Origin of the sequence: Sphingorhabdus sp. Alg231-15, assembly GCF_900149705.1 — a bacterium.
In the GTDB taxonomy this organism is placed as follows: domain Bacteria; phylum Pseudomonadota; class Alphaproteobacteria; order Sphingomonadales; family Sphingomonadaceae; genus Parasphingorhabdus.
Genome location: NZ_LT703001.1, coordinates 3308770 through 3331938, shown reverse-complemented (window position 1 = coordinate 3331938; position 23169 = coordinate 3308770). Strand labels below are relative to the sequence as shown.

At 52.1% G+C, this 23169-nt stretch carries 19 protein-coding genes; 6 read left to right on the top strand and 13 right to left on the bottom strand.

Features of this window, described 5'->3' with window-relative positions:
- Positions 1 to 10: 10 nt before the first annotated feature.
- Both acpS and lepB read left to right on the top strand, forming a co-directional pair.
- Positions 11 to 415, top strand: a complete 405-nt coding sequence (gene acpS / locus DG177_RS16170; RefSeq protein ID WP_108813024.1) for a holo-ACP synthase — start codon at positions 11 to 13, stop codon at positions 413 to 415.
- A gap of 38 nt (positions 416 to 453) precedes the next feature.
- Positions 454 to 1323: a signal peptidase I gene (gene lepB / locus DG177_RS16165; RefSeq protein WP_108812431.1), complete on the top strand. Its 870-nt coding sequence runs from the start codon at positions 454 to 456 to the stop codon at positions 1321 to 1323.
- A gap of 11 nt (positions 1324 to 1334) precedes the next feature.
- On the opposite strand, the gene argC is transcribed toward lepB, so the two are convergent.
- The 12 genes from argC to DG177_RS16105 all read right to left on the bottom strand — a co-directional run bounded on the left by argC (position 1335) and on the right by DG177_RS16105 (position 16811).
- Positions 1335 to 2267 carry an N-acetyl-gamma-glutamyl-phosphate reductase gene (gene argC, locus DG177_RS16160; RefSeq protein WP_108812430.1) on the bottom strand — a complete coding sequence of 311 codons (933 nt, stop codon included), beginning with the start codon at positions 2265 to 2267 and terminating at the stop codon, positions 1335 to 1337.
- Between the two features lie 21 nt (positions 2268 to 2288).
- On the bottom strand, positions 2289 to 3230 hold the full coding sequence (locus tag DG177_RS16155; protein ID WP_337658954.1) for a C40 family peptidase: 942 nt from the start codon (positions 3228 to 3230) through the stop codon (positions 2289 to 2291).
- Between the two features lie 119 nt (positions 3231 to 3349).
- The gene (locus DG177_RS16150; protein WP_108812429.1) at positions 3350 to 4771 is read right to left on the bottom strand and encodes a leucyl aminopeptidase family protein; all 1422 of its coding nucleotides are present in this window, start codon (positions 4769 to 4771) and stop codon (positions 3350 to 3352) included.
- A gap of 43 nt (positions 4772 to 4814) precedes the next feature.
- A complete protein-coding gene (locus DG177_RS16145; RefSeq protein ID WP_108812428.1) occupies positions 4815 to 6326 on the bottom strand; it encodes an NAD(P)-binding domain-containing protein in 1512 nt (503 codons plus the stop codon).
- Positions 6327 to 6382: 56 nt separating this feature from the next.
- Complete coding sequence (locus DG177_RS16140) at positions 6383 to 7921, bottom strand: flavin-containing monooxygenase (protein ID WP_337658953.1); 1539 nt, start codon at positions 7919 to 7921, stop codon at positions 6383 to 6385.
- 335 nt (positions 7922 to 8256) lie between these two features.
- Positions 8257 to 9258, bottom strand: a complete 1002-nt coding sequence (locus tag DG177_RS16135; protein WP_108812427.1) for a hypothetical protein — start codon at positions 9256 to 9258, stop codon at positions 8257 to 8259.
- A 1-nt stretch (position 9259) separates the two neighbouring features.
- Positions 9260 to 10531 carry an outer membrane beta-barrel protein gene (locus DG177_RS16130; RefSeq protein WP_337658952.1) on the bottom strand — a complete coding sequence of 424 codons (1272 nt, stop codon included), beginning with the start codon at positions 10529 to 10531 and terminating at the stop codon, positions 9260 to 9262.
- A 137-nt stretch (positions 10532 to 10668) separates the two neighbouring features.
- Complete coding sequence (locus DG177_RS16125) at positions 10669 to 11799, bottom strand: glycosyltransferase (RefSeq protein WP_337658951.1); 1131 nt, start codon at positions 11797 to 11799, stop codon at positions 10669 to 10671.
- A gap of 114 nt (positions 11800 to 11913) precedes the next feature.
- Entirely contained in the window at positions 11914 to 12174 is a 261-nt protein-coding gene (locus DG177_RS16120; protein WP_108812424.1) for a hypothetical protein, read from the bottom strand.
- Positions 12175 to 12212: 38 nt separating this feature from the next.
- On the bottom strand, positions 12213 to 13556 hold the full coding sequence (locus DG177_RS16115) for a hypothetical protein (RefSeq protein WP_108812423.1): 1344 nt from the start codon (positions 13554 to 13556) through the stop codon (positions 12213 to 12215).
- Between the two features lie 49 nt (positions 13557 to 13605).
- A complete protein-coding gene (locus DG177_RS16110) occupies positions 13606 to 15795 on the bottom strand; it encodes an AAA family ATPase (protein WP_108812422.1) in 2190 nt (729 codons plus the stop codon).
- Between the two features lie 68 nt (positions 15796 to 15863).
- The gene (locus DG177_RS16105; protein WP_108812421.1) at positions 15864 to 16811 is read right to left on the bottom strand and encodes a glycosyltransferase; all 948 of its coding nucleotides are present in this window, start codon (positions 16809 to 16811) and stop codon (positions 15864 to 15866) included.
- A gap of 211 nt (positions 16812 to 17022) precedes the next feature.
- Here DG177_RS16105 and DG177_RS16095 point away from each other — a divergent pair, with 211 nt between their 5' ends.
- From DG177_RS16095 to DG177_RS16080, 4 genes are read left to right on the top strand one after another with little or no spacing between them, the layout of a single operon-like run.
- Positions 17023 to 17775 carry a glycosyltransferase family 25 protein gene (locus DG177_RS16095; protein ID WP_108812419.1) on the top strand — a complete coding sequence of 251 codons (753 nt, stop codon included), beginning with the start codon at positions 17023 to 17025 and terminating at the stop codon, positions 17773 to 17775.
- A 16-nt stretch (positions 17776 to 17791) separates the two neighbouring features.
- Complete coding sequence (locus tag DG177_RS16090; protein ID WP_108812418.1) at positions 17792 to 19300, top strand: oligosaccharide flippase family protein; 1509 nt, start codon at positions 17792 to 17794, stop codon at positions 19298 to 19300.
- Positions 19293 to 20294, top strand: coding sequence for a polysaccharide pyruvyl transferase family protein (locus DG177_RS16085; protein ID WP_108812417.1), 1002 nt, complete (start codon positions 19293 to 19295; stop codon positions 20292 to 20294). The genes DG177_RS16090 and DG177_RS16085 overlap by 8 nt, the downstream gene beginning before the upstream one ends.
- Positions 20291 to 21439: a glycosyltransferase gene (locus tag DG177_RS16080; protein ID WP_108812416.1), complete on the top strand. Its 1149-nt coding sequence runs from the start codon at positions 20291 to 20293 to the stop codon at positions 21437 to 21439. Before DG177_RS16085 ends, DG177_RS16080 begins: the two co-directional genes overlap by 4 nt.
- On the opposite strand, the gene DG177_RS16075 is transcribed toward DG177_RS16080, so the two are convergent.
- Positions 21389 to 22783: a sugar transferase gene (locus DG177_RS16075; RefSeq protein ID WP_108812415.1), complete on the bottom strand. Its 1395-nt coding sequence runs from the start codon at positions 22781 to 22783 to the stop codon at positions 21389 to 21391. The two genes, DG177_RS16080 and DG177_RS16075, sit on opposite strands and share 51 nt — an antisense overlap.
- Positions 22784 to 23169: the final 386 nt, after the last annotated feature.

The following is a 23169-nucleotide window of genomic DNA, read 5'->3' as shown; positions in this document are numbered from 1 at the left end:
TTATCTGATCATGATTATTGGACTAGGCTCAGACCTTTGTAATATTGAACGGATCCAGAATTCCCTGGATCGCTTTGGCGAACGTTTTGAGAAGCGCGTTTTTACTGAGATCGAACGCGCGAAGGCTGCTCGACGACCGTTTACGAAGGCTGGTACCTACGCGAAGCGCTTCGCGGCCAAGGAAGCCTATTCCAAGGCGGTTGGAACTGGCTTCAAAGCTGGCGTATTCATGAAAGACATCGGCGTCGTCAACGCTAAAAGCGGGGCTCCGACATTGGCGCTTTCCGGCGGAGCAAAAAAACGCCTCGACGCCCTTACACCCGCCGGATATGATGCTATCGTTCATCTCACACTCACTGACGATCATCCATGGGCCCAAGCGTTCGTAATTATAGAGGCGATGCCCACACGCTGAGAGATCACGGTGAAGGCAATAGAAGAAGAAAACAGAATATGGCTGTAGAAAAGGCGGATGATCAGGCAATTAAGTCTGGGGGATCCGAAAAAGAGAAAACCGATTGGGTCGGCGAGGCCAAAAGTATTGGCCTTTTACTGCTTGCCGTTTTGGCTTTCCATAGCCTCGTCGCCAAACCATTTTATATTCCGTCAGTGTCGATGATGCCGGGTCTCTTGGTAGGCGATCGTCTGATCGTAAGCAAATATGCCTATGGTTGGTCTTGGGTGTCGCCCACTTTTCACATATTGCCGCGGATGGAAGGGCGACTTTTCGGGTCTTTGCCGGAGCGTGGAGATATCGTTATTCTCACCCCAAAAGATCAAAGCAGCGACTATATCAAAAGGGTTATCGGATTGCCGGGAGATACGCTGGAATTGCGCGGCGGTCAGGTTTTTCTCAATGGAACGCCAGTTAAACAAGAGATACAGCCAGACTTGCAATTGCCAATAGATGCCAATGCCCCATGCGGCGGTCAGGAATTCCCCGGTTTGCGCGATACTGATGCAAATGGCGATGCCGTATGTATGCTCCCCATTGTTCGTGAAACGCTACCAAATGGCGTAAGCTATGATATCATAGATCTGGGCCCTCAAATGACCGATGATGTTGATCCAATCATCATCCCGGAAAACCACGTCTATCTGCTTGGTGACAATCGCGACCTATCTGCTGATAGCCGTGTTGCAAGCCCGCGCGGGCTGGACGGTGTCATTCCTGCAGAAAATATTGGAGGGCGGGCAGAATTCATCACCTTCTCGCTTGATGGCACGACAAGTCTTAACCCAGTCACCTGGTTCACGTCCTTTCGCAGCGGACGGGCAGGAAGCAGTCTAAGACCTGACAGAGATAGCGGCGGCTCCGAATAGATCGGAATAGCTTAAAGACGCAGACCCAAGGTCTCATCGAGACCAGCCATGATGTTCAGGTCCTGAACCGTACTTCCTGCTGCCCCTTTGCCAAGATTATCAAGCTTGGCCACAAGCCGCACATGATCGCCGGTTGCCTCACCACAAACATGGAGCTCAAGCCGGTCGGTGGCCGGGTCATTCTCACTGAGCAACAGTTCGTCGAGACCAGTCCCATCATGTACACCGACAATCGGAGAGCCTTCGTAATGCAATCTCAATGCATCCAGCAAGTCGCCCGCTTTTGCGGCAACATCCATTGCGGCCAGGTTTAGCGGAACCTCAACAATCATTCCGCGATAGGCACGCACCACCGATGGCGCAAAAATCACATCATGGGTCAGGCCAGCGTGGCGCTTCATCTCTGGCATATGTTTATGATCAAGAGCCAAGCCGTAACCTCGAAATCCGATATCCGGTTCCCGCTCAAAGCGTTCAATCAACGCTTTCCCACCGCCAGAGTAACCGGATACGGCATTGACGGTATACGGCCAGTCCGTGGGCAGGAGCCCACTAGCGATAAGGGGGTTAACGAGGCCGAGAAACCCCGTGGGATAGCAACCGGGATTAGACACAAATCTTGCTCCGGCGATGCGCTCCCGCTGACCATGTCTAAATTCAGCAAATCCAAAGACCCAATCGGGCGCGATCCGGTGCGCCGATGATGCATCGATGACACGGGTCTGATCATTTCCGACCAGCGATACCGCCTCCCTTGCTGCTTCATCAGGCAAACACAGGATGACAAAGTCGCTATCATTAATCGCTTCACGCCGAGCCGACGTGTCTTTGCGCTTGGCATCCGGCAGCTGCGTAAGATTGAATTCCGAGCGATTGCTCAAGCGATCCGCTATCTCCAGGCCCGTTGTCCCAGCCGCTCCATCAATGAAGACACTATATGTCATGATCCATCACCAATATGATCATCAACTGAGCCGCTTACGCGACGATATCGGTGAATCCACATCAAAACGTGCTACGACATCACCGAGCGGTTCTGCGCACACTTGCATCCAATGGATGTTGGCATGAATAATCTCGCTGTCATCGGCCATTATACCGACATGATCGGGGAAAAAGACAAGATCGCCCCGTTTCAGGTCGTCATCCTTGGAGAGTTCCGTGCCGACAGCTTTCATCTGCTGATCAGCATCTCTCGGGGCAGACTGACCAGTCAAACCAAGCACCATCTGAACGAGGCCGGAGCAATCAAGGCCGTCACCGCTCCTGCCACCCCACAAATATGGCGCACCAATGAGCTGTTCAGCAAATCCAACGGTGTTATTTTTACCGTCAAAAACCGGCTTAGCGCCAATTTCCTGAACATGGCGAACATGCACAAAGCCTTTGCCTGCCTGCAAAAAATTGCCGCAATCACTGAGTGTACCACATGCCAATTTCGCGCCCATTGGCAGTCGCTTCATCACGCCTGCCTTGACGTCGGGTTCTATGAAAATCAGCGCTGCTCGCGCTGAAATCAGATGTGTAGGCTGCGCCGTCTTACGTTGATGCTGCAATGCATGCACGGGTACGTAACCAACATAATTATCATGATCACAATAGCCCCAAGCCCAGTCGCCAACGACATCCAGCATATGAAAATCTTCGCCATGCAGCAGTTCAGACACCGCGACATGATTTTTGCTGCCTTGCTTGCGGATCATCGCTTTCGGAGCAGCACAACGCATCGGCATTGTTTCCGCATAATGTGGTGCGAACAATTTGCCCGCCAAGGCGATATCCGCCAAATCGCCGCGATGCGCAGTTGTCCGTGGATCAAAATCCTCTTCGGGACCGTGCAGCGAAAACTTCGCGCGTGCCGCCATGTCCCCGGTTTTCATATCCCCGACAATATTCATGTTTCTCATCTACCCCATTTGCGGCTTTACCGCCGCTGCGCGACTTGAGCGCTTTATGACAAAGCTGTTACAATATAGCCGCCCTTAAACGAGAAGCGGCCAGTTGATCAAGCTGCGACTGAATTCGGCTATTTGTCGTAACGTGCCTTCAGATAAGTCCAGCTCGCACGCAAACCCAGCGCTTCTCCACCTTTCGGTCGCCCTGCCTTGCTTGCGGGACGCCAAGCATAGGTGTCGAAATGGGCCCAGGGAGTGTTTTTTGGCACAAATTTCTTCAGAAACAGGGCAGCCGTAATACAGCCTGCAAAAGAGCCGGTAGCGACGTTATTTGTATCTGCAATCGGGCTGTTGAGACGATATTCATAGCGCGACCAGAGAGGCATTCGCCACAGCGGATCATCTTCCTCTTCCCCGCTTTCGATTAAACCAGCGGCCATATCATCGTTGTTGCAAAACAAGGCCGGCAAGTCAGGCCCCAATGCAACACGCGCCGCACCGGTCAGCGTTGCAAAATCAATAATAAGTTCCGGCTCTTCCTCACCGGCAAGCGTTAATGCATCACCAAGCACCAAACGCCCCTCAGCATCCGTATTGCCAATTTCCACGGTCAAACCTTTGCGACTGTTCAGGATGTCACCGGGACGGAGTGCATGACCGTCAACCGAATTTTCAACTGCTGGTACAAGCAGGTGGAGTTGAACTGGCAGATTTCCTTCCATGATCATCTTCGCCAGCGCAATTGCATGAGCCGCTCCACCCATGTCTTTCTTCATGATCAACATGCCCGCAGGCGACTTCATTGAAAGTCCTCCGCTATCAAAGGTTACGCCTTTGCCTACAATCGCGATCTTGGGGGCATCAGCCTTGCCCCATTTGAGTTCGATCAAGCGAGGTGCATGTTCGCGCATGGCTGCCTTGCCGACACCGTGAATCATCGGAAAATGTTTTTCTAGCGTATCGCCACGCGTAACTTTCAGATCCGCGTCATGCTTATCAGCCAGTTTTTCAACAATATCCTCAATCTTGTCTGGCCCCATGTCAGCAGCGGGCGTGTTCACCATATCGCGAACCAGCGCTGTAGCGTCCGCCTGACGCACCGCTTCATCAACTTTGGAAATCTCTTCTTTAACCAGCAGAACGCTAGGTCCCTGCTTATTTTCAACTTCCTTGTACCGCTCAAAGCTATGCTGCGGGATCAGCCAGCTAAACAGGCCACCTTTGGCACTAGCCCCTTTCAGGCGATATTTTCCTTCAGGCAGCTTTCCTCCCAATTTGGCCAACGCCCAGGGATCGAGCTTTTTGTGGTTCTTCACTCCAGCCACAACCGTGAAATCACCTTGCTCTGATTTGTCTTTTTGGCCTTTGCTTGATGCAATAGGAAGAATCAGAAATGATTTCGGATTGGCAACAAATTTATAGGCCTTCACGATGCTGCGGACACTCTCGGACTGGTCTTTCAGCCAGTCTTCAAAATTCTTCACATCCAAAATCTGGATAGTACGTGCTGGCTGGCCCTTGTCGGCCTCTATCAATTTCGCAAAATCAGTCATGACGGTGTTATAGCGACAGAATTGCCGCAGTGCGAGAACCTAATTACGCCGCAACTGCTTCCTTCTTTTGACCTTTTTGCTCCAAATCAACCGATTTGCTACCAGCTTTCGCAAACACCATCACACCATCATCCACCGTCCTATGACGCAAATTGATGATATCCTTTGCGTAATTCTGGTTCAATCGCCACGGCTTTTTCTGACCCTGTTTCGGCAAATCCGCAGCGGCCCGTTCAATATAGCCCGAGGAGAAATCTACTATGGTTTCAGGAACCATCGACTCCGGATCTGTCGGGTGCGGATAGGCAATTTGAGCGTCTTTGCGATCCATTAAGTTGATCAAACGGCAAATATATTCGCTGGTCAGATCAGCTTTCAGTGTCCAGCTCGCATTGGTATAACCAAATGTCATCGCCAGATTGGGTACGTCAGAGAACATCACTCCCTTATAGTTGAAGCGCGAGCCGAAATGGACAGGGTCACCGTCGATCTTAAACGCAGTGTGGCCGCCATTTACGAGCTGCAATCCGGTTGCAGTGATAATGATATCGGCTTCAATTTTCTCGCCGGATTTTAGCAATATTCCATCTGAAACAAATCGTTCGATGTGGTCAGTCACAATCGACGCCTTACCCGACTTGAGTGACCGGAACAGATCACTGTCAGGAACTAGACATAGTCGCTGATCCCATGGGTTATAGCTTGGTGTGAAGTGCTTCATGTCAACACCCTCACCCATCTCCTCGCGCACCATGTCTAGCAGGGTCTTTTTAAAACCAGCCGGCTTGCTCCGCGCGAGATTAAATGTGAAGAGTTGATAGAGAACATTGCGCCAGCGGGTCACACCATAAGCCAATTTGCTCGGTAAGAATTTGCGAAGAGCCAGCGCAAATTTATCCTCGGCGGGACGCGATACGATATAAGTTGGCGATCGCTGTAACATGGTAACATGTTCTGCGGTCTCCGCCATCGACGGGACCAGCGTCACTGCAGTGGCGCCACTGCCAATGACAACTACTTTCTTGCCAGCGTAATCCAAATCCTCAGGCCATTCCTGAGGATGAATGATCGGTCCGGCAAATTCATCCTGCCCTTTGAAGTCAGGCTTGTATCCGCCTTTATAGCTGTAATAGCCAGAGCACATGAAAAGGAAGTTACATTCAATCTCGCTCGTCGTGCCATCACCATGGATCAGGCTGACCGTCCACCGGGCGGTTTCGCTCGACCAACTCGCATCGGTAACCTTGCGCTCGTAACGAATATGCTCTTCGAGCCCATACTCTTCTACAGTTTCCCGCAAATAGGTTAGAATTGTGGGCGCGTCGGCAATCGCCTTGCGCGCGGTCCAGGGTTTGAAGTTATAGCCTAAAGTGTACATGTCACTGTCCGAACGAATGCCCGGATAGCGAAACAAGTCCCAGGTCCCGCCCAGGCGTTCACGCCCCTCGACAATTGCGAAGTTTTTTCCAGGGCAACGCTTGGACAGGTGAACCGCTGCACCAATGCCGGACAAGCCAGCGCCAACGATCAGGACATCTAGAATTTCATTTTTCATGAAACTAACTTACTAACATTAATGTTAATTACAAGGCATTCATGCAAAAATTAGAATTATTCCGCCGCTTCGAGCGCCGGTTCAGAATCCGTTGTCGATTGGCTATTTGGCCCGTAAAACTGAATCACACCGTCATCAATGGCTTCATTGAGCAGGACCTTCTTATCAAACAGATAGTCCTGATTCAGCTTCCAAGGCATCATCGTGCTGTTGCGCGGCAGCTCATTGATAGCGCGTTTGATATAGCCGGAAGAAAAATCAAATAGCTCTTCATCTTCAAGGTTTTCGGTCAACACAGGATTGGCGATCCGTGTGCTGGTAGCGTCCATATGATTAAGCATCCGGCAGACATATTCCGAGACAATATCGGCCTTGAGCGTCCAGGATGCGTTCAGATAGCCAAAGACAATCGCCATATTCGGTATATCGGAGAACATGCAGCCTTTATAATAATAATGTTCCGGCCAATTCACAGCCTTACCATCGACTTCAAACGCGACCTTGCCGGCAACCGCCAATTTCAGACCCGTAGCGGTAACAATCACGTCCGCGTCCAGTTTTTCACCCGATTTCAGCTTGATGCCATCAGCGGTCACAGTCTCGATATGACCGGTTTTGACATCCGCTGCTCCAGAGCTGATCGCCTTGAACATGTCGCTATCCGGAACAAGACAGAGGCGCTGCTCCCATGGTCCATAAGGTGGGGTATAATCTTCCTTGTTATACTTGTCGCCCAGCTCTTTCTTGAGCGGTTTCTCCAGCTTTTTGACGATTTTCTCAGGCTTATTCCGTGCCATATTGAACGTGATGTCCTGCATTTTCACGTTTTTCCAGCGGATGATATTATAGGCCCACTGATCGGGCATGATCTTACGCAGGAAATTGGCGAGATGGTCCTTCGCGTCGCGAGCGAAATACCAAGTTGGGGTACGCTGCAACATGGTGACATGCGATGCCTTCTCGGCCATCACGGGGACAATAGTCACCGCCGTTGCACCGCTGCCGATAATCACGATCTTTTTGTCGCTATAGTCCAGTTCCTTGGGCCAAAATTGGGGATGGACAACATCCCCCTTGAAGTTTTCGATACCCGCTATCTTCGCGTCATAACCCTGATCATAATCATAATAGCCAGACCCCATATAAAGAAAATTGGCATACATAACGGTCTGACTGCCGTCCGATTTTTCGGCAGTCACTGTCCAGCGGGCCTCTTCACTTGACCAACTCGCGCTCAGCACCTTGTGACCAAAACATATGTGCTTTTCCAGATCATGTTTCGCCTTGATCCGGTGTAGGTAGTTCATAATCGAAGGGCCATCAGCGATAGCCTTTTGCTCTGTCCATGGCTCGAATTTATAGCCTAATGTGTGCATATCGCTGTCAGAGCGTATTCCCGGATATTGGAAAAGGTTCCACGTTCCGCCAATTTCTTCGCGGCGTTCGACCAAGGCGAAGCTCTTACCCGGACATTTGTCGCGCAGATGGACTGCCATACCGATACCGGAAATACCCGCTCCAACGATCAAAACATCGACCGTCTCTGTCGGTGCCTGTGCACCGGTGCTGTTTTTTTCTGCCATCTGCGTAGCCATTTGCCGTCTCTCCCAGCTATAAAGCTACTATGCCATTCTCGCGACAAGGTTGCAATTGACAATTTAATCGACCAATTAAGCGCAAAGTTCACACAGTTCTCACTTATAGAGTGACGGTTTCCAGCCAGAGGCGCGAGTTATGGCCGAAATTTTCAAGAGCGAAATCGGGGATTTTTCACTCCAGTTTTTTTGCCTGAGTTTCTGCAATCATAAACAGAATCGCCTACCCAGTTTTCCGATTTCCGCGATCTGTTTAAATGGTCGCTGCATCCATCCTGCTTAGCCAATAGCATAGCCGATTGATGCTCTTGTAGGACAGGATTTTTGGAGCGGAATTATTCAGCAGTCCGGATATTCTGTTCGTCACGCGGAGGAACCCACGTAATGTTCGGCTCGCTATTTTCAGCAAGAACGAGCGGTGCACTAGGCGCGTCGATATCTGCATTGCGGATTTCGACGTTAGCGGGTGTGTCATTGTCAAATAGGAAAACCGGCGCATCATTATCCGATGCAGCACGCACAACCGGGCGATCGATAACATATTTGGCAGTCCCGCCATGGAAAGAGAAATGGCTTGGCCTGCCGGACCCACCATATGACCGAGGATCTTCGCTGCGGCAGTTTTCGACTAGACCATTGCCCCAAAAACGAAAATTCCGTTTGTTATCCTTGGCCACACAATCGACCAGCCGGACTTCCGTTGATTTCAAATCAAAGCCGCCGTCGCTGCTGCCAGTGGCAATGCAACCGAGATATTGGATCGCTTTATTGCCTCGCTCGTCAGAAAAGCCATCGCCATTCCAATAATCATCGCTCGACCGGCTCCGTTCAACAAAGCCATGCGCCTCGCATCGCCGATAAATAATCTCACGTGCTTCATCATCAAGGACAAAACCGGCGCAGTAACGTTCGGTATTGTCGCTTGCTCGCGCAATAACATCTTCGATCAGACCATCTCGCGACCCATAGCGAATGCGGGTCATGGCACGTCTGATATCGGCACCCATAATCCGCCGCAGTGTGAAATTTGTAAGTGAGGCCGGCGTGGAGCGATTGGATGCGGTGTTTTCTAGGAACCGATATAGATTCCTGCCTTCCGCCTGCTCGACTACCAACCCGTCAGTTGCAACATTCACCCGTATCGCACCGTTCCCCAGATTGAGAAATTTGGAATTCCTGATCACCAGCCCCGATTGTGCTCTCAACCCCTCTCCAGAACCGTCACCTTGAAACGTCCTGCCCTCAATCGTCGCCGCTTTTACGCTACGGGAACATCCGGCGAGAGATGCCAAAGCAATGACGGAAACAAAGGTTCGACGGTTCAGATAGGTGATCATATCACATTCCTGCAATCGTGATGCCGACCAGAAAACGATGCCGTGAAAATGCACGCCCCGGGAATGTTCCAGAAGCATCCTGGTCGCGAAAATCATATCGTGCATGCAACGAATAGCGCGGTGCCAGACGCCATTCGACACCCATCGCGGCCCCTGTAATATCATAGTCCCGGTCGATGTCTTGAAAACGGTCCTGTTCGTAACTGACACTGGCCGTAACGATCAGATTGCGCAGAAGCTCATAGTCTGCCGTCAGCGAAACAGATGTTGCGACGAAAGCGCCTGATCCCAAAGTTGATGATTCCTCGACACCACGATTGGCGCGCGCTGTCAGAGTCACGAGCGGCGTGACAAAATATTCCAACTTCCCCCGAATTGCAAAACCGTCAACATCATCAAAACCCGCATCTTCGAAATCTTGCTGAAAATAGCCGATACCAATTTCCGAGCGGATCAACTTGCTCAGCTGAAAACTTGTGCCGGCCGTAATTTCATATCCTTCTGAATCTCGGGAAGGCAGTGATGGCGGCTGGCTAACATAATCGCGTCGATTGACGCTGCCGTTCACAAAAACCGATATATCTGGGTTGACCGCAAATTCCGCGCCTAGATCGCCGGTCCACAATGTGCGGTTGCGAAAGTCCTGATCGACAAGAGCGTCGAGCCCATCACGTCCATCTTCATAGTTGCGCTTTTCTACACCGGCACGCGCTGCGATCCGTAATCGGTTAAAATTCTGTGCGGCTCCGAAAAAGGCAGAAGCAAACCGGTATTGAACGGGCTCCTGAAGGTTCAGCGGAGATGCCGGATCGGTTCTGTCTTCGGTCTTCTGGCCATTGCGGGTACCGATGTAAATCTGACTCTCACGGCTGATATCGTAACGACCACGTAGCCCCAATGTGAAGTCGGTAGTACTCTGGCTATCGGTGCTGAGATACTGCCGGTGATCAACTTCGGCGGCGGTGGTTATGTTGAAATTTCCGAACTTGGTTGAAGCGGTAAGCTTCGGCCTGACCCGTATAATCAAATCGTCGCTGGCATCGTTCACAGCAAAGATATTGCTATCATAAAAAGCGTCAATATTGATGCTGGGCATTATTTCCACTCCATCAATCCGGTACGGGACAGGATCAAATTCTGGCTGCGAGCGATCCCGTACGCCAAGCTGTTCGCTGCGCTTGAACTGAAGGCTTTCATCACGAAAATCCTCCAATATGTCAGACTGCTGCGCGTGAGCGTCGGTCGGAAACAAGGTGGCCAGAATCAAGGGCAAAAAAAGCACCTTTGACGGCACAAAAACTCTATTGCTAACCGCCCGAACAGGAACAAAAGTCACGAGGCCAGATTGATGCATATCCGCTTCAATTCCTTGCATAGCCCCAAGGTTAAACAACTGCCTGATATGATCAGCTACGCAGCAGCGTGGGCATTGCCTATCACATGCCAGTAATGCTGTGCCGCCTTTTCCGGTGTATAGTCTTTGGTGCGCGCCAAAGCGAGCCGAGCCAGTCGTTTGCGGACCGCATCGTCCTGTAAATAGAGCAAAGAATCGGCCATAGGTTCAATCTCGTCACAGGGAACCAGGACCCCAAAATCCACCGGCGTCATCCGTTCGACGGTCATATTACTCTGTCGCGCCAGAATTTCGGATGGACCGGATCTACAGTTTGTCGAAATGACCGCCGTTCCGGTGCTCATTGCCTCGACCAAGCCATTGGGAAACCCCTCCGCATTAGATGGCAACACAAAAAACTGCGCTCCGGCCAGCAACGGAAAAGGGTTGGAAATGAATCCGGTCAGAATGATCCGGTCCTGCAAGCCATGATCCGCTATTTGCTTTTCCAGTACAGAGCGCAGTGGGCCGTCACCGATGATGATCAGCTTTTCGGGCACCGACGCCGCTGAAAAAGCATCAATCAACAATCGGAAATTCTTGTTTTCGACCAAGCGGCCGATCGCCACAATATACGGCTCGTGCGTGTGGACAGGATGCTTTTCGAGCGCCAGCCGGGATATCCGTGTAACGTCGACAGGGTTCGCAATGACACTGATTTTCTTCGTGGGCACTGCGAAATTACTCGATAGGTCATCAGCTACGCCCTGCGAGACGGCAATGACACAGGTTGCCTGCCGATAGGATAAGCTTACCAGACCGCGGCTCAGCCTGCCGGAAAATCCGTGACCCAGATGGGCGCTGGTATTCACTCGCTCGCTAATGATCCACGGTTTGCGCCTGGCAGCCCTGCTGGCCCAGTTGGCGACATTGGCGCGGGTTAGAAAACTGAGGGTTACCGAAGGCTGTAGCGATCTTTCGAGCGCACGTACTTGCCGAACAGACTGCCATAGACTGCCACCGCAATCCAATTGGTGAACCGTGATCCAGTCAGGTATCTCATAAGCTTGCGGTTCGTCATCGAGCAGCGCCAGAGCAATATCATATTGTTCACGATAGCCCGCCGAGTGGCTGAGCAGCGCGGCCATGACCCGCTCAGCGCCACCGCCGGTCAGAGAGTTGATAATAAAGAGAATCTTTGGCCGCAAAAAACCTGCCTCGGATGGGGGGGACATCCAGGATTTACTAGCAAGTCCCGCCGATCCGCAAAACGTTTCGGCGATATGATGCACAGAATTCGGGGTGACGGGATAAGTATGCGGTCAAGTGAAAAAGAGCAAAACTGCGGCTACAATAATGGCCCAAACAAACAGCCCCGCAAGGCCGATGATCCACATTTTATAGGGCAGCTGTTCCGCTCTCTCCGAAGCAGATGATTCGGCCCAGGGCTCTGCTGAATTCGTGCTTTCAGCTTCGCGATCACCGAGTTTGCGCTCGCGATCTTTATAGACTCTGGGACTAACCAGGTCATCGGAAATAACCGAAGGGTCGGGCCTGTGAGCATTGTCTGCCTTTTTGTCCACACATGCCTCCCTGTTCCAACAACTCCGATTTATCAGAGTCACACAGGGTGCAAGCTCGCTTTCCAATGGCGTTTGACAGCCCCTGTTTCCACTTTCCTGAATAGCGAAAAACCACAAATAATGGCATAAAAAATTACACCTTCAATTTGCCACAGGGCCATGGTTGCCAAGTTCATGAAAAGGAATGACAAATGCGCAAACACCAATGTTGCGCGATCCTCAACAGGTGCTTTGATTGCCAGATTGAACATCATAATCCAGAACATCAGCAACAGAAAGACGCCAGCCCAACCCAATTCGTAGAGATAAGCGACAATGGTATTATGGGGATAGACTTTGAATATCTCCTCCCAGCTGTCCGGGCCGAAACCAATCATATGATTGAGTGTCGATCCTTCCATCCATGCGTAAATATAGCCTGACCAGATATAAAATCTGCCTGACAACAGGCGCCGCTCGTCAAACGAAAACTCCGCCTGTGGTTTTATATACTGGCCGGGATCACCGAAGAACACGGCCAGATCATTGAAACGTTCCGCTGAAAAGCCGGCCAATATAAATAGACCGACCAACATCAGTAATGACAGGATGACCGCTAAAATCACGCGCTGTTCCCGCACAAAGGAAAACATGGCGCTACTGACCATCTGAATGGCGGCCAATGGCAAAACAGCAAGCATCGTGGTTCGGTAATTCGCGAGAATAATACCGCCCAGCAATCCGGCGGACAACAAAGCTTGAATCACACGTGGCAAAGTCGTTGCAAAACAGGCGACTATAAAAAAGGTCGCCATCGCTATGGAGAAAGTTGCTTCGTGATTATAACCACCGATATAGCTGCTCGAGCCATCAAATTCGGATGCTTTCACCGCGCCCAATCCAATGGATAGCAACTGAAAGACCACAAGAGGTGCAAAGGCCCAGAGCAACGGCGAGAAAAATCGCGCACCGCCATTGTCCAGCAGGGCTCGGTAAACAGCGACCATCAACACCAGAAAATAGACGTGCTTGACCGCCGCATTCAATGCGGTGAACAGACCGTCATTTGCCGCTGCACTTATTAGGGAAAGCAGAATCAGAGCATAGACTGGCATTAGCGGTTTGAACAGCAAGTGCCGTGGATTGAGCAGTAACAGCCCGATTCCAGCAACCGCCACTGAGCCCAGCGCATTCAGGCTCAGTCCAGCGACAACTGGTGAGAATGTCACCTCATGAAAAGCGCTCATGATGTAGCGCAACCAAATGGCGAGAATAACAAATCGCGCCGGATAGCCCTGTACTTTTTTGAGGGCGAGGACCATCGGCGCCGCCATCAAGACCGCAACCAGCACCAAGAGCGGTAACGGCAGGGATGGTGCACCGCCCAGATCGCTACCGCTCATTAGAATGTCCTGTCGGTATGTGAGAGGATTATTGCCAAAACGACCCGCCTTAAGCGTAATATTCCTTGTAGCGTTTGAAGTAGAGCCCCGCGTCACCAAAACCTGTGCGCGCCTGTTCGACAACATCGACCCGGCTCAGTACAACCCCTGCAACATTAGCGCCGACCGCATCCAGCTGATGCAGACCGATCTCGGCCGCCTTGGCCGGCGTTTCCTTCCACTGCACCAGAAAGACAACAATATCTGCAAGTGCTGCCAGCATCCTGGATTCTGCAACCGGCAGAACTGGCGCGGTGTCAAGCACAACAAACTGGAATTGACCGCGTAACTCGGACAGCAAATCGGACATGGCCTGCGACCCCATAAGATCAAATGGGGTTTCCTCATCGGGTCTTTGGCCAAGAAAATACACACCGCTGTCGGAATCATGGACGATCGCTTCGCTTAGCGATGCTTTGCCATTCAGAACATCCGTCAAGCCGCAGCTTATCGCCTTGGCCAGGGATCGCGATGAAGCTTGGCGGCGGGAATCGCAGTCAATCAGCAAAGTACGGATACCCGATCGTGCGGCTGCGCTGGCTAGACATATGGCCGAACTTGTCTTGCCTTCGCCGGGCAGCGCCGATGTCAGGGAGATGATCTTTGTCTGATGCGCTCCGGGGGCCATGACCAACGTCGTCTTGAGCGCCCGAAAAGCCTCTGCAAAAGCAGATTTGGGATGATCAATAAGAAATTGCGGAGGCCAAGGCGCTGGCTCGCGAGACTTCCTGACCTCCGGCAGCGAGCCAATCTCCGGAATGGAACCCAAGGCGCTGATCTTGAGCCGCTTCTCTACGGCTTCGGCGGTTCTTAGTCCGCTTTCCAGAAACTCCCGTCCTGCAACAACAGCGGTCGACGATGCCGCAGCAGCAACCAGCCCTAACGCCAAATATAACAGCGGATTGGGTGATACCGGGAGCACAGGTATGGCAGCGCGAGAAACTTCTTTCGCGCCGCTCGTCTCGGTTCCTTGCCGGGCTAGTGATTCCTTGTAGCGATCAAGAAACCCCTGATATAATTCGCGAGCCGAAGCCGCGTTCCGTTCCAGTTCGGACAGCCGTACAGAGGCATCGCTATCTACCGCGAGCCGATTTTGCAGACCCGCAATGGAAGATGCAATGGAGGCCGTACGTCCTTGCGCTGCCCGCGCTTCGGTTTTCAGGCTGGCGACAATTCTTCCGACCTCAGCGCCAATCTGTACATCTATGTCACTAAGCTCGCTCTTCGCCTTGATCAGACTGGGATGCCGGGGTCCATAGCGGGTGATCAGGTTTGCCACTTCGGCGCTGGAGACGGCACGCTGAGACCGCAAGGCGCCAACGACTTCAGACTCTAACGCAGCGCCGAGCGCCTCCCCAGAAAAGCCCTGCGACATTTGAGACTGTGCCGTTGCCAGCCGAGATTGGGCGGCGGCTTCAGCGGCTCTCGCTTCAGCCAGCTGGGTGTTGAGGACGGACAGTTCCTGCTGTGTGATGGAGCTTGCATCGGTTGCTGCGAACAGGCCCTCATCCGAACGATAGCGCGCAACCTGCGCCTCAGCTGCCAACACCTCTCCGCGCAACTCTTCCAGTCTGGTCGCCAATAGATCAGCGCTGCGCTGGGTCGACCCTTCCTCGCCCTCAACCTCGGTCAAAAGATATTCGTCAACAGTGGCATTGGCGATGTTTGCCGCCATTTTGGGATCTTCCGATTCATATCTCACAGCGATGGCGTAAGACACACCCTCCCGCTGGACAGTTAACGAGCCGCCTAATATTCGGATCGCGCGGTCGCGGTCGGCCTGCTGCTGCACTGGCGATCTCACGGTCCTTTCCCCCGCCTTTATGAGACCAGGATTAAACTCAGGGTCCTCCGTCAGCTTCAGGGCATCCACCACCCGTCCGGCGATGAACGGGGATTGCAACACTTCCACCGCGGTATCCACCGTTGGAGAATCTGTTGTCAGCACAGGATTATCACTCTCGACCGGAATGACCTCTTCAGCCTGACGCTCGACCACCATGGTCGCGGTTGCCAGATAACTAGGTTTGGTCATGAAATAGGCCACAGCTACAGCAATGATCGCAAGCATCGAAACCAGGACTACCGGCACCAGATGTTTGCGAAACGCGCGGCCAATTGCGCGCAGATCGATCAGTTCATTGGTTTCTTCGGCGGTAAACCTGTCCAATGGCAGGGGTGTTTCCGACATTTTGTTCATGGCACGCCAGTTCCTCGATAAACAGCCCCCTGCCTTTTGCCCTGATTTTTGCCCCCTGCTTCAGACCATCATATCCCCTTGACGGTCCGGTAAATTCTATGCCGCAATGCTGGCGGCATCAGCCGCGCAGCCTCGATCAAAAAAAAAAGCCCTACCCCCTCCGGCATGCATAGATTGCGCGCGAATTGACGCGATATCGAACCGCTCTTGAATGAGAATCGCGCATATAGTCCGATCTGCTGATTGATAAGCTTACGCAGCAGCATCTTTTCTTCCGGGTTCGCCTTCGCCATCATCGCGCGGGCTGTTTCTACCAACACCGGAATGCTGTCGGGCTGGGTTGTTTTGCTGACCTTATTATCGGTATCGCGATGAAATTCGGCGCTGACTCTGGGCACATAAGTGAATGGGGCATGGGCCAATGCTCTCAGCCACATGTCCTTGTCACCACCGCGGACGGCCTTGCCGTCCGGAAAGGGACCTGCTTTTACAAGAACATCGCGGCGAAAGGCCGCTGCGCTGGTCCAGATCGGGCATTCTCCGCTATGCACCCAGATATCCAGAATCTGCCGCAAATCGACCGCATGCCCATCAACCGCCGCCAGCGCTTCGGTCATTTTCGCTGGTGCGCGGTGATCGGCAAAAACATGCTCATAGCGTGTCGCCGCGCAGCCAGCTTGCGGTACCTTCGCGATGGCGTCAGCAAGATCCGCCAGATGTGATGGATGCCAGATGTCATCCGCATCCAGAAACGCAATCCAGTTCCCGTTGGCTTCCGATATTGCCAAATTGCGCGCCGCATATCCGCCTGGTCCGGGGATATCCCGAAACAACATGCGAACGCGAGGGTCCGTCAGTCGGGAAACTATGGCTGCACTCTCGTCCGTTGATGCATCATCAATGATGATGACCTCTTCAGCTGGTCGAGTCTGTTGCAAAGCACTCGCTACACTCGCAGCGACGTGACGGGCCTTGTTATGGACCGGAATTACAACAGAGAAGCTCAGATCAATCATTCTATCCCGTTTTTTGCAGTGCGGAAGATAATGTGTTGCGTGGCGTCGACGAATAGATTTTTAGCCTTGCCATCGGCGCAATACAGGCATTTATAGAACCTAGCTCCTTCGTTGTGCAATGCAGTAAAATTCAATCGGTCTGGGGATTTGAACGACCGAACCCGAACCACTTTCATATCCGGCATCGGCCGATGTGGATGAAGGAACTGTTATGGCGCGTGGCTCAGTGAGAACCAAAATATTCGTCGTCAGTATGCGCAATGCCGCAGAGCGAAGACGTATATTTATCGACAGCGCTATCCCGGATGCAATTTCATGGAAGTTCTTCGATGCGCATGAAATGTTGCATCCCGACCTTCACTATGATGAGGACCGTGCGATCGTCACCAAGGGGCGGCCACTCACCAAAGGTGAGCTGGGTTGCTACTCCAGCCATTATGCGTTGTGGAAGCAGTTGATTAACGATGATGCCGATCAATATCTTATTCTGGAAGACGACATACTGGCTGACTGGAGCTTTGTCCGACAGCTAATCGCAGAAGATCATGCAGAGGCCGGGCGGGACTATATCAGGCTTTATTATAAAAAACCGGCACCCGCACGCATATTGCAAAAGGACTTTATCTGCCGGGCCACGCGGCTAATCGAAATCTCCGGCTATTGCTTCGGAACGCAGGCTTATCTGTTGACAAAAAATGGCGCGAACCGCTTTCTGGCTCATGCCGGCGACGTAACACGGCCGATTGACGACCAGATGGACAGGTCGTGGATTCACGGTATTCCCAATCTTGCGGTTTTCCCATTTCCAGTACTGGAGCGCTCCGTTCCCAGCGCCATCGGAACCGGCCGTTTCAAATCTTACGAAATTCCACAGAGACTGAAGCTCAAACGCTTCGTCTCCCGGAACCGTCAACGTGCCGGTTACCAGATATTGGGCCGCCGCCGTTTCCGATTTCAGCTTTAACAGTGAGTAGATTTGCATGACGGAAAAGAGCACCGATTTTTCTAACAATGCCTCGGCACTGTTCGATGAATCATTGCGCAAAAAATCCAAGACATCACTGGGCTGGACCGTCGCCAAGGCGCTGAGCGACCAGGTCTTTTCACTGGTCATTTTCATAATGCTGGCCCGGCTGTTGACCAAGGAAGAAATCGGCATATTCGCCATGGTCTATGTATTTTCCGAAGTCGGGCGTATCATCGCAACCGGCGGTCTGGTGCAGCTGATTGCGCGATCCAAAAAGATAGACAGCCTGCAGATCAACACGATCTTCTGGACGAATATGGCCATTGCCATTGCCTATGTCGCGCTGATCTGGATTTGCGCACCATTGCTCGCGGACTTACTCAACCAGCCGGGACTGACGCAGCCGCTACAGATATTGTCACTTGCATTGCCGATTAATGCGCTGGGCGCTTCTCATTTTGCGCTGCGTCTTCGGGAGTTTGGGCATAAGACAGTTGCACTGCGGTCGATACTGGCTGGTATCATTGGCGGCAGTGCGGCCGTGGCAGCGGCCATGTCAGGCTGGGGCATCTGGTCGCTGGTAGTGCAGCGATGCGTGGCAGAGACGGTTAGTACGATCCTTGCCTGGGCCTCCTATCGCTGGGTCCCCGGACTCCAGTTCAGCTGGCCGCAAGCCAAACAGAATTTTGCGTTCTCCAGCAACCTGACTGTTGCCCAAATCATTTTCCTGATGCTGGTACGAATACAGGACCTGCTGATCGGGGCCAGCCTAGGAGCGGCGGCGGTTGGTATCTATCGGGTGGCATGGCGGTCCACGGAAATGTTTGCAAATGCAGCGATCCAGCCTTTTTCCGCCGTAGGTCTGCAAATCTATTCCAGACTTCAGGACAATCCCGTGGCAATGAAGCAAGCCTATAAGGCCATGCTCGGTATCTGCGCGGCCTTGTCATTCCCGGCATTGGTCGGATTTGGTGTCATCGCACCCGATCTCGTACCGCTCATATTCGGCACGAAATGGCAAGCAGCCGGTGATCTTGCACAAGTTTTCGCGTTTATGGCGATCCCCTACACGCTGAACTTTTTTGCTTCGCCGGTGCTCTCGGCAGTCGGTAATACCCATCGGCAGCGAACACTGGCCATCACACAATTGGTTTTAACCCTGATCCTAACGCTGCTCGCCCTGCCTTATGGGTTGACGGCAGTGGCCATCGCCTATGTTGTCCGTTCCTATCTGACGCTCCCGCTGCAGATGTATTTCCTGAAAGAAGCATCCGGAATAGGTTCGTTGACAACCTTTGATGCGATCAAGGCACCATTTTTTGCTTCGACCGCAATGGGCCTGCTTCTCTGGGCTGCCTTGCAAATATTCTCTGGTGGACAACCGCTGCCTTGGCGCGCGCTGATCGCCGCCATGGCCGCTGCGGCACTCTTTTATGGCGCCGCATTGCTGGTCATTTCCGCCACCTATCGCCGTTTAGTCTCTGATTTCCTTCCCCTAAAGGAGCTTTCCCCCCATGCCTGAACAACTCACTCTCTCGAACAAGATGGAAACCAACACTCTTCGTTACTTGCGCCAGGAGATATTGAACCAGATCAAGCCACTGGTTGACGATCTGCCCTTCGCATTGCTCGATTTTCCTGATCATTCCAATGTTGGAGATTCCGCCATATGGCTTGGTGAGAAACAGTTTTTTGCCGATCTGGGCCGGTCACCTGCTTATGTCAGCAAATTGAAATCACATGTTTCCAATCAAATGGAACAGGCCATTGGCCAGGGTACCATCTTTCTCCACGGCGGCGGAAACTTTGGTACGATCTGGAAATCCCATCAGGACTTCCGCATTGAACTTATGTCCCGCTTTCCAAACCAGCGGATCATTCAGCTGCCGCAATCTATCTATTTCGATAATTATGAAGCAGTTGATGAGACTGCGCAGGCCATTGAAAAACACGGCAAGTTCACACTGTTCGTCAGAGACCAAAGGTCACTCGAGTTTGCCCAATGTCATTTTCAGTGCGAGGTTTTCCTATGCCCCGACATGGCGTTTTACATTCAGCCGCTGAAGCGGCAGGCTCCGAATCAGGATTTCTACTATCTGATGCGTACCGATTTCGAACGATCGGTGATGGGCAAAGCCAGCCACCCCGGATACGCGGTCGAGATCGGCGATTGGCTAACCGAAGACCGGCTGCAAATGCGGATAGCGGCAGCAACGTCAAAACTGATGGATTTTGGCCAAAGTCCGGAAAATGCCCGCGCTATGAAATATGACCGTCTTGCCAAGATGCGGTTGAAGCGCGGCATTGGTCTTTTGTCCTCGGGCCGCGTGGTGGTTACTGACCGGCTTCACGGGCACATCCTTTCGACACTGCTCAACATCCCGCATGTCACACTCGATAACTCCTACGGCAAGCTGCAGAATTTCATCCAGGCCTGGACATCAGACCTCAGCTTCATGCGAACGGCCGATACACTCGAAGAGGCGCAGCTATGCGCAGAAGGGATGCTGTCATGAAAGTAGCAGTTACGGGCCTGCGCGGTATTCCGGACGTTATGGGCGGTGTTGAAACACATTGCGAGGAGATGTTGCCCCGGGTGAAGGGTATTGATCCAAATCTCAAAATAACCGTGTTCGCTCGCGCGCCTTATGTCAAAAAATCAAATTACAAATTTCGCGGTGTATCGGTGGTCAGCGTTTCGTCGCCGGTCTCGGTTTGGCGGGAAGCGATAACATCTACCTTCAACGCCATCATGGCTGCCCGCCGTGACGGCATGGACGTCATCCACATTCATGCGATCGGTCCAGCTCTGCTGACACCCCTCGCCCGCATCATGGGCCTCAAAGTTGTAGTAACGCACCATGGCGAAGACTATAAGCGCGCAAAATGGGGGCGCTTTCCGCGCTTTGTACTCAGAATGGGCGAACGATTTGGCATGTGGTTCGCCAATCATGTCATTGCTGTATCACCATCGCTCACAAAACGGCTGCAAAAATCCTTTCCAGGTGCAAGCCGTCGGATTTCCTATATTCCCAATGGTGCACCTGACTTACCCACTGCACCAGGGGACGCCCTCGCCCGCTTCTCACTTAAGCCCGGAAAATTCGTTCTGGCGGTTGCCCGGCTGGTTCCTGAGAAAGGGCTACATGATCTCATCAAGGCACACGCACAAATCAACGATGGCCGGAAACTGGTTATTGTCGGCGGTGCAGATCATGCCAGTGACTATTCAAAATCGCTGCTGAAGCTGGCCGATAAAGATATTATTTTCACCGGGCTGCAAGATCGCGGCACTCTGCGCGAGCTATACGAAAATGCAGATCTGTTTGTGATGCCGTCATATCATGAAGGCTTGCCCATTGCTGCATTGGAGGCCGGCTCCTGCTCTACGCCGATGCTGCTGAGCGATATCCAACCGAATCTCGATATCGGGCTGCCAGAAAAGGACTATTTCCCAGTCGGCGATCCGGGTGCGCTAGCAGAGGCATTGAACCAGCCCACCTATCTATACCGGGTCGACGCCGCCGAATTTCGAAAGAAATTTGACTGGGATCAGATCGCGTTGAAAACCTCGTCGGTCTATCACAAGATCATGGCAGAACAGGATGTTTCAAAAACCGTTGCGATGGATGATGACCCCAAAAGTTCGGGCCAGAATTAGCAGATCAAAGCCGATCGACCAGCGTTGAATATATTCCAGATCAGATGCCAAACGATTTTCTAGATCGGCCTTGGTCATTGTGGCGCCTCGAAAGCCGCGCACCTGCGCCAATCCTGTAAGTCCCGGGACGGTTGCATGGCGCAGCCAATAGTTGCGATCAATTTCCCAGAATAATTTGCTGTCTGCTTTGGAACCCAAGGCATGCGGACGCGGTCCAACCAGACTCATCGTCCCTGCAAAAACATTGAACAACTGGGGTAACTCATCAATGCTGGTGGCTCGAATGAAACGGCCAACGCGGGTGATACGATCATCATCACGATCCGTTGATCTGTCACCATTAAAGTCACACAGATCATCGCGCATACTGCGAAACTTGTAGATATGGAAAAGCCGGTTGCCATGACCCAGTCTTTTTTGTTTGAACAGAACCGGGCCCGGGCTCTCGATCTTAATTGCTATGGCCGTCAGGATCATGAGTGGAGCGAGAAACAGGATCGCCAGAGACACCAAAATCAAATCCATCGCGCGCTTCAGCCACAACTGCGTGCGGGTCAGCGGTTTCACGCGCGACGCATGCATCTGCGTTTCAGAAGATCTGGCCACGGGTGCAGAGCGATAGTGACGATGGACCTCTCCCGTCACACCGGTACTTCTAAGGACTAACGTCCAATCGAGGTGCCGTTCACTGGGGCAGGCAACAATCACCCGATCAATGGATCGAAACAAATTTCCCAGACGATCCAGCATGGCGGGATCAGACACGTCTGGACGAAGCCCGATTTCATTGGCGTATACGACGGCTTGATCCGCAATGGGGCCATGGGGAACATTGTCCACGATTACCAATTCACTCACAGGATTTTCGCCTAGCATCCGCTTGGCAAACATATGGCACGCATAGCGACCACCTGCGATCAGAGCCGACGAGATCAGAAATCCAAATGCGACGAATGACGGATGATGCTGTTTTAGAATCGACAAACCAAATAGTACGAACAGGATCAAAGCCAGTGTAGCAAAAAGCGATGTTATGCTTCGAACGGTGGCGCGCGCGCTTCGGTAGAGAGCTCTCCTGCCATAGGCTTTATTGTTCAGAGCAATTGCGAGGAAAATCGGTATCGACAAAATTCCAAGCTTTAATCCCGGTGAAGCAAAAGGCTGATCGAGAAGCAGCAAGTTGCTGATCAGAAATCCAATAAAGACGGCCAGCGCATCGGTGAAAAGCATGACCGAGTATACCCCTATCCGCCGAGACTTTTTCGTCAGGCTATGGCTTTCGGGAGGTACGACCTTCGTGGTTGTAAAGGATGCGTTTTGAAGAGCGCGTAGATTTGCAGTCATTCGAGAACCCTTTCACTATCATTTCAGCGATGCAGCGGAACCAGCTGATAAATTTGAAACTATAAGGTTCAAAGCTATGTTGCGCCGCAATAATTAGATATCTCCATCACATCGCTTCTATATTGTATCGATAGAATCTGGTGATATCTGCCATGCTAAAACGGGTTGAAAATATTCCCCTGAGAATTTCTCCTGAGTGTTATGTGCCACCCTCAAAACGCCTTGTCACGCTATGTTTGCGGACCGAGAGACGGGGTGTGTATTCAACACGATTAGATACCATATGGTCTAAAGCCAGTTGCTCCGACTCGCATTTCCGGCAACCTGTATTCGATCATATTTGAATGCTGCAATGCAATAAAATGCAACGAAGGAGCACAATCTTT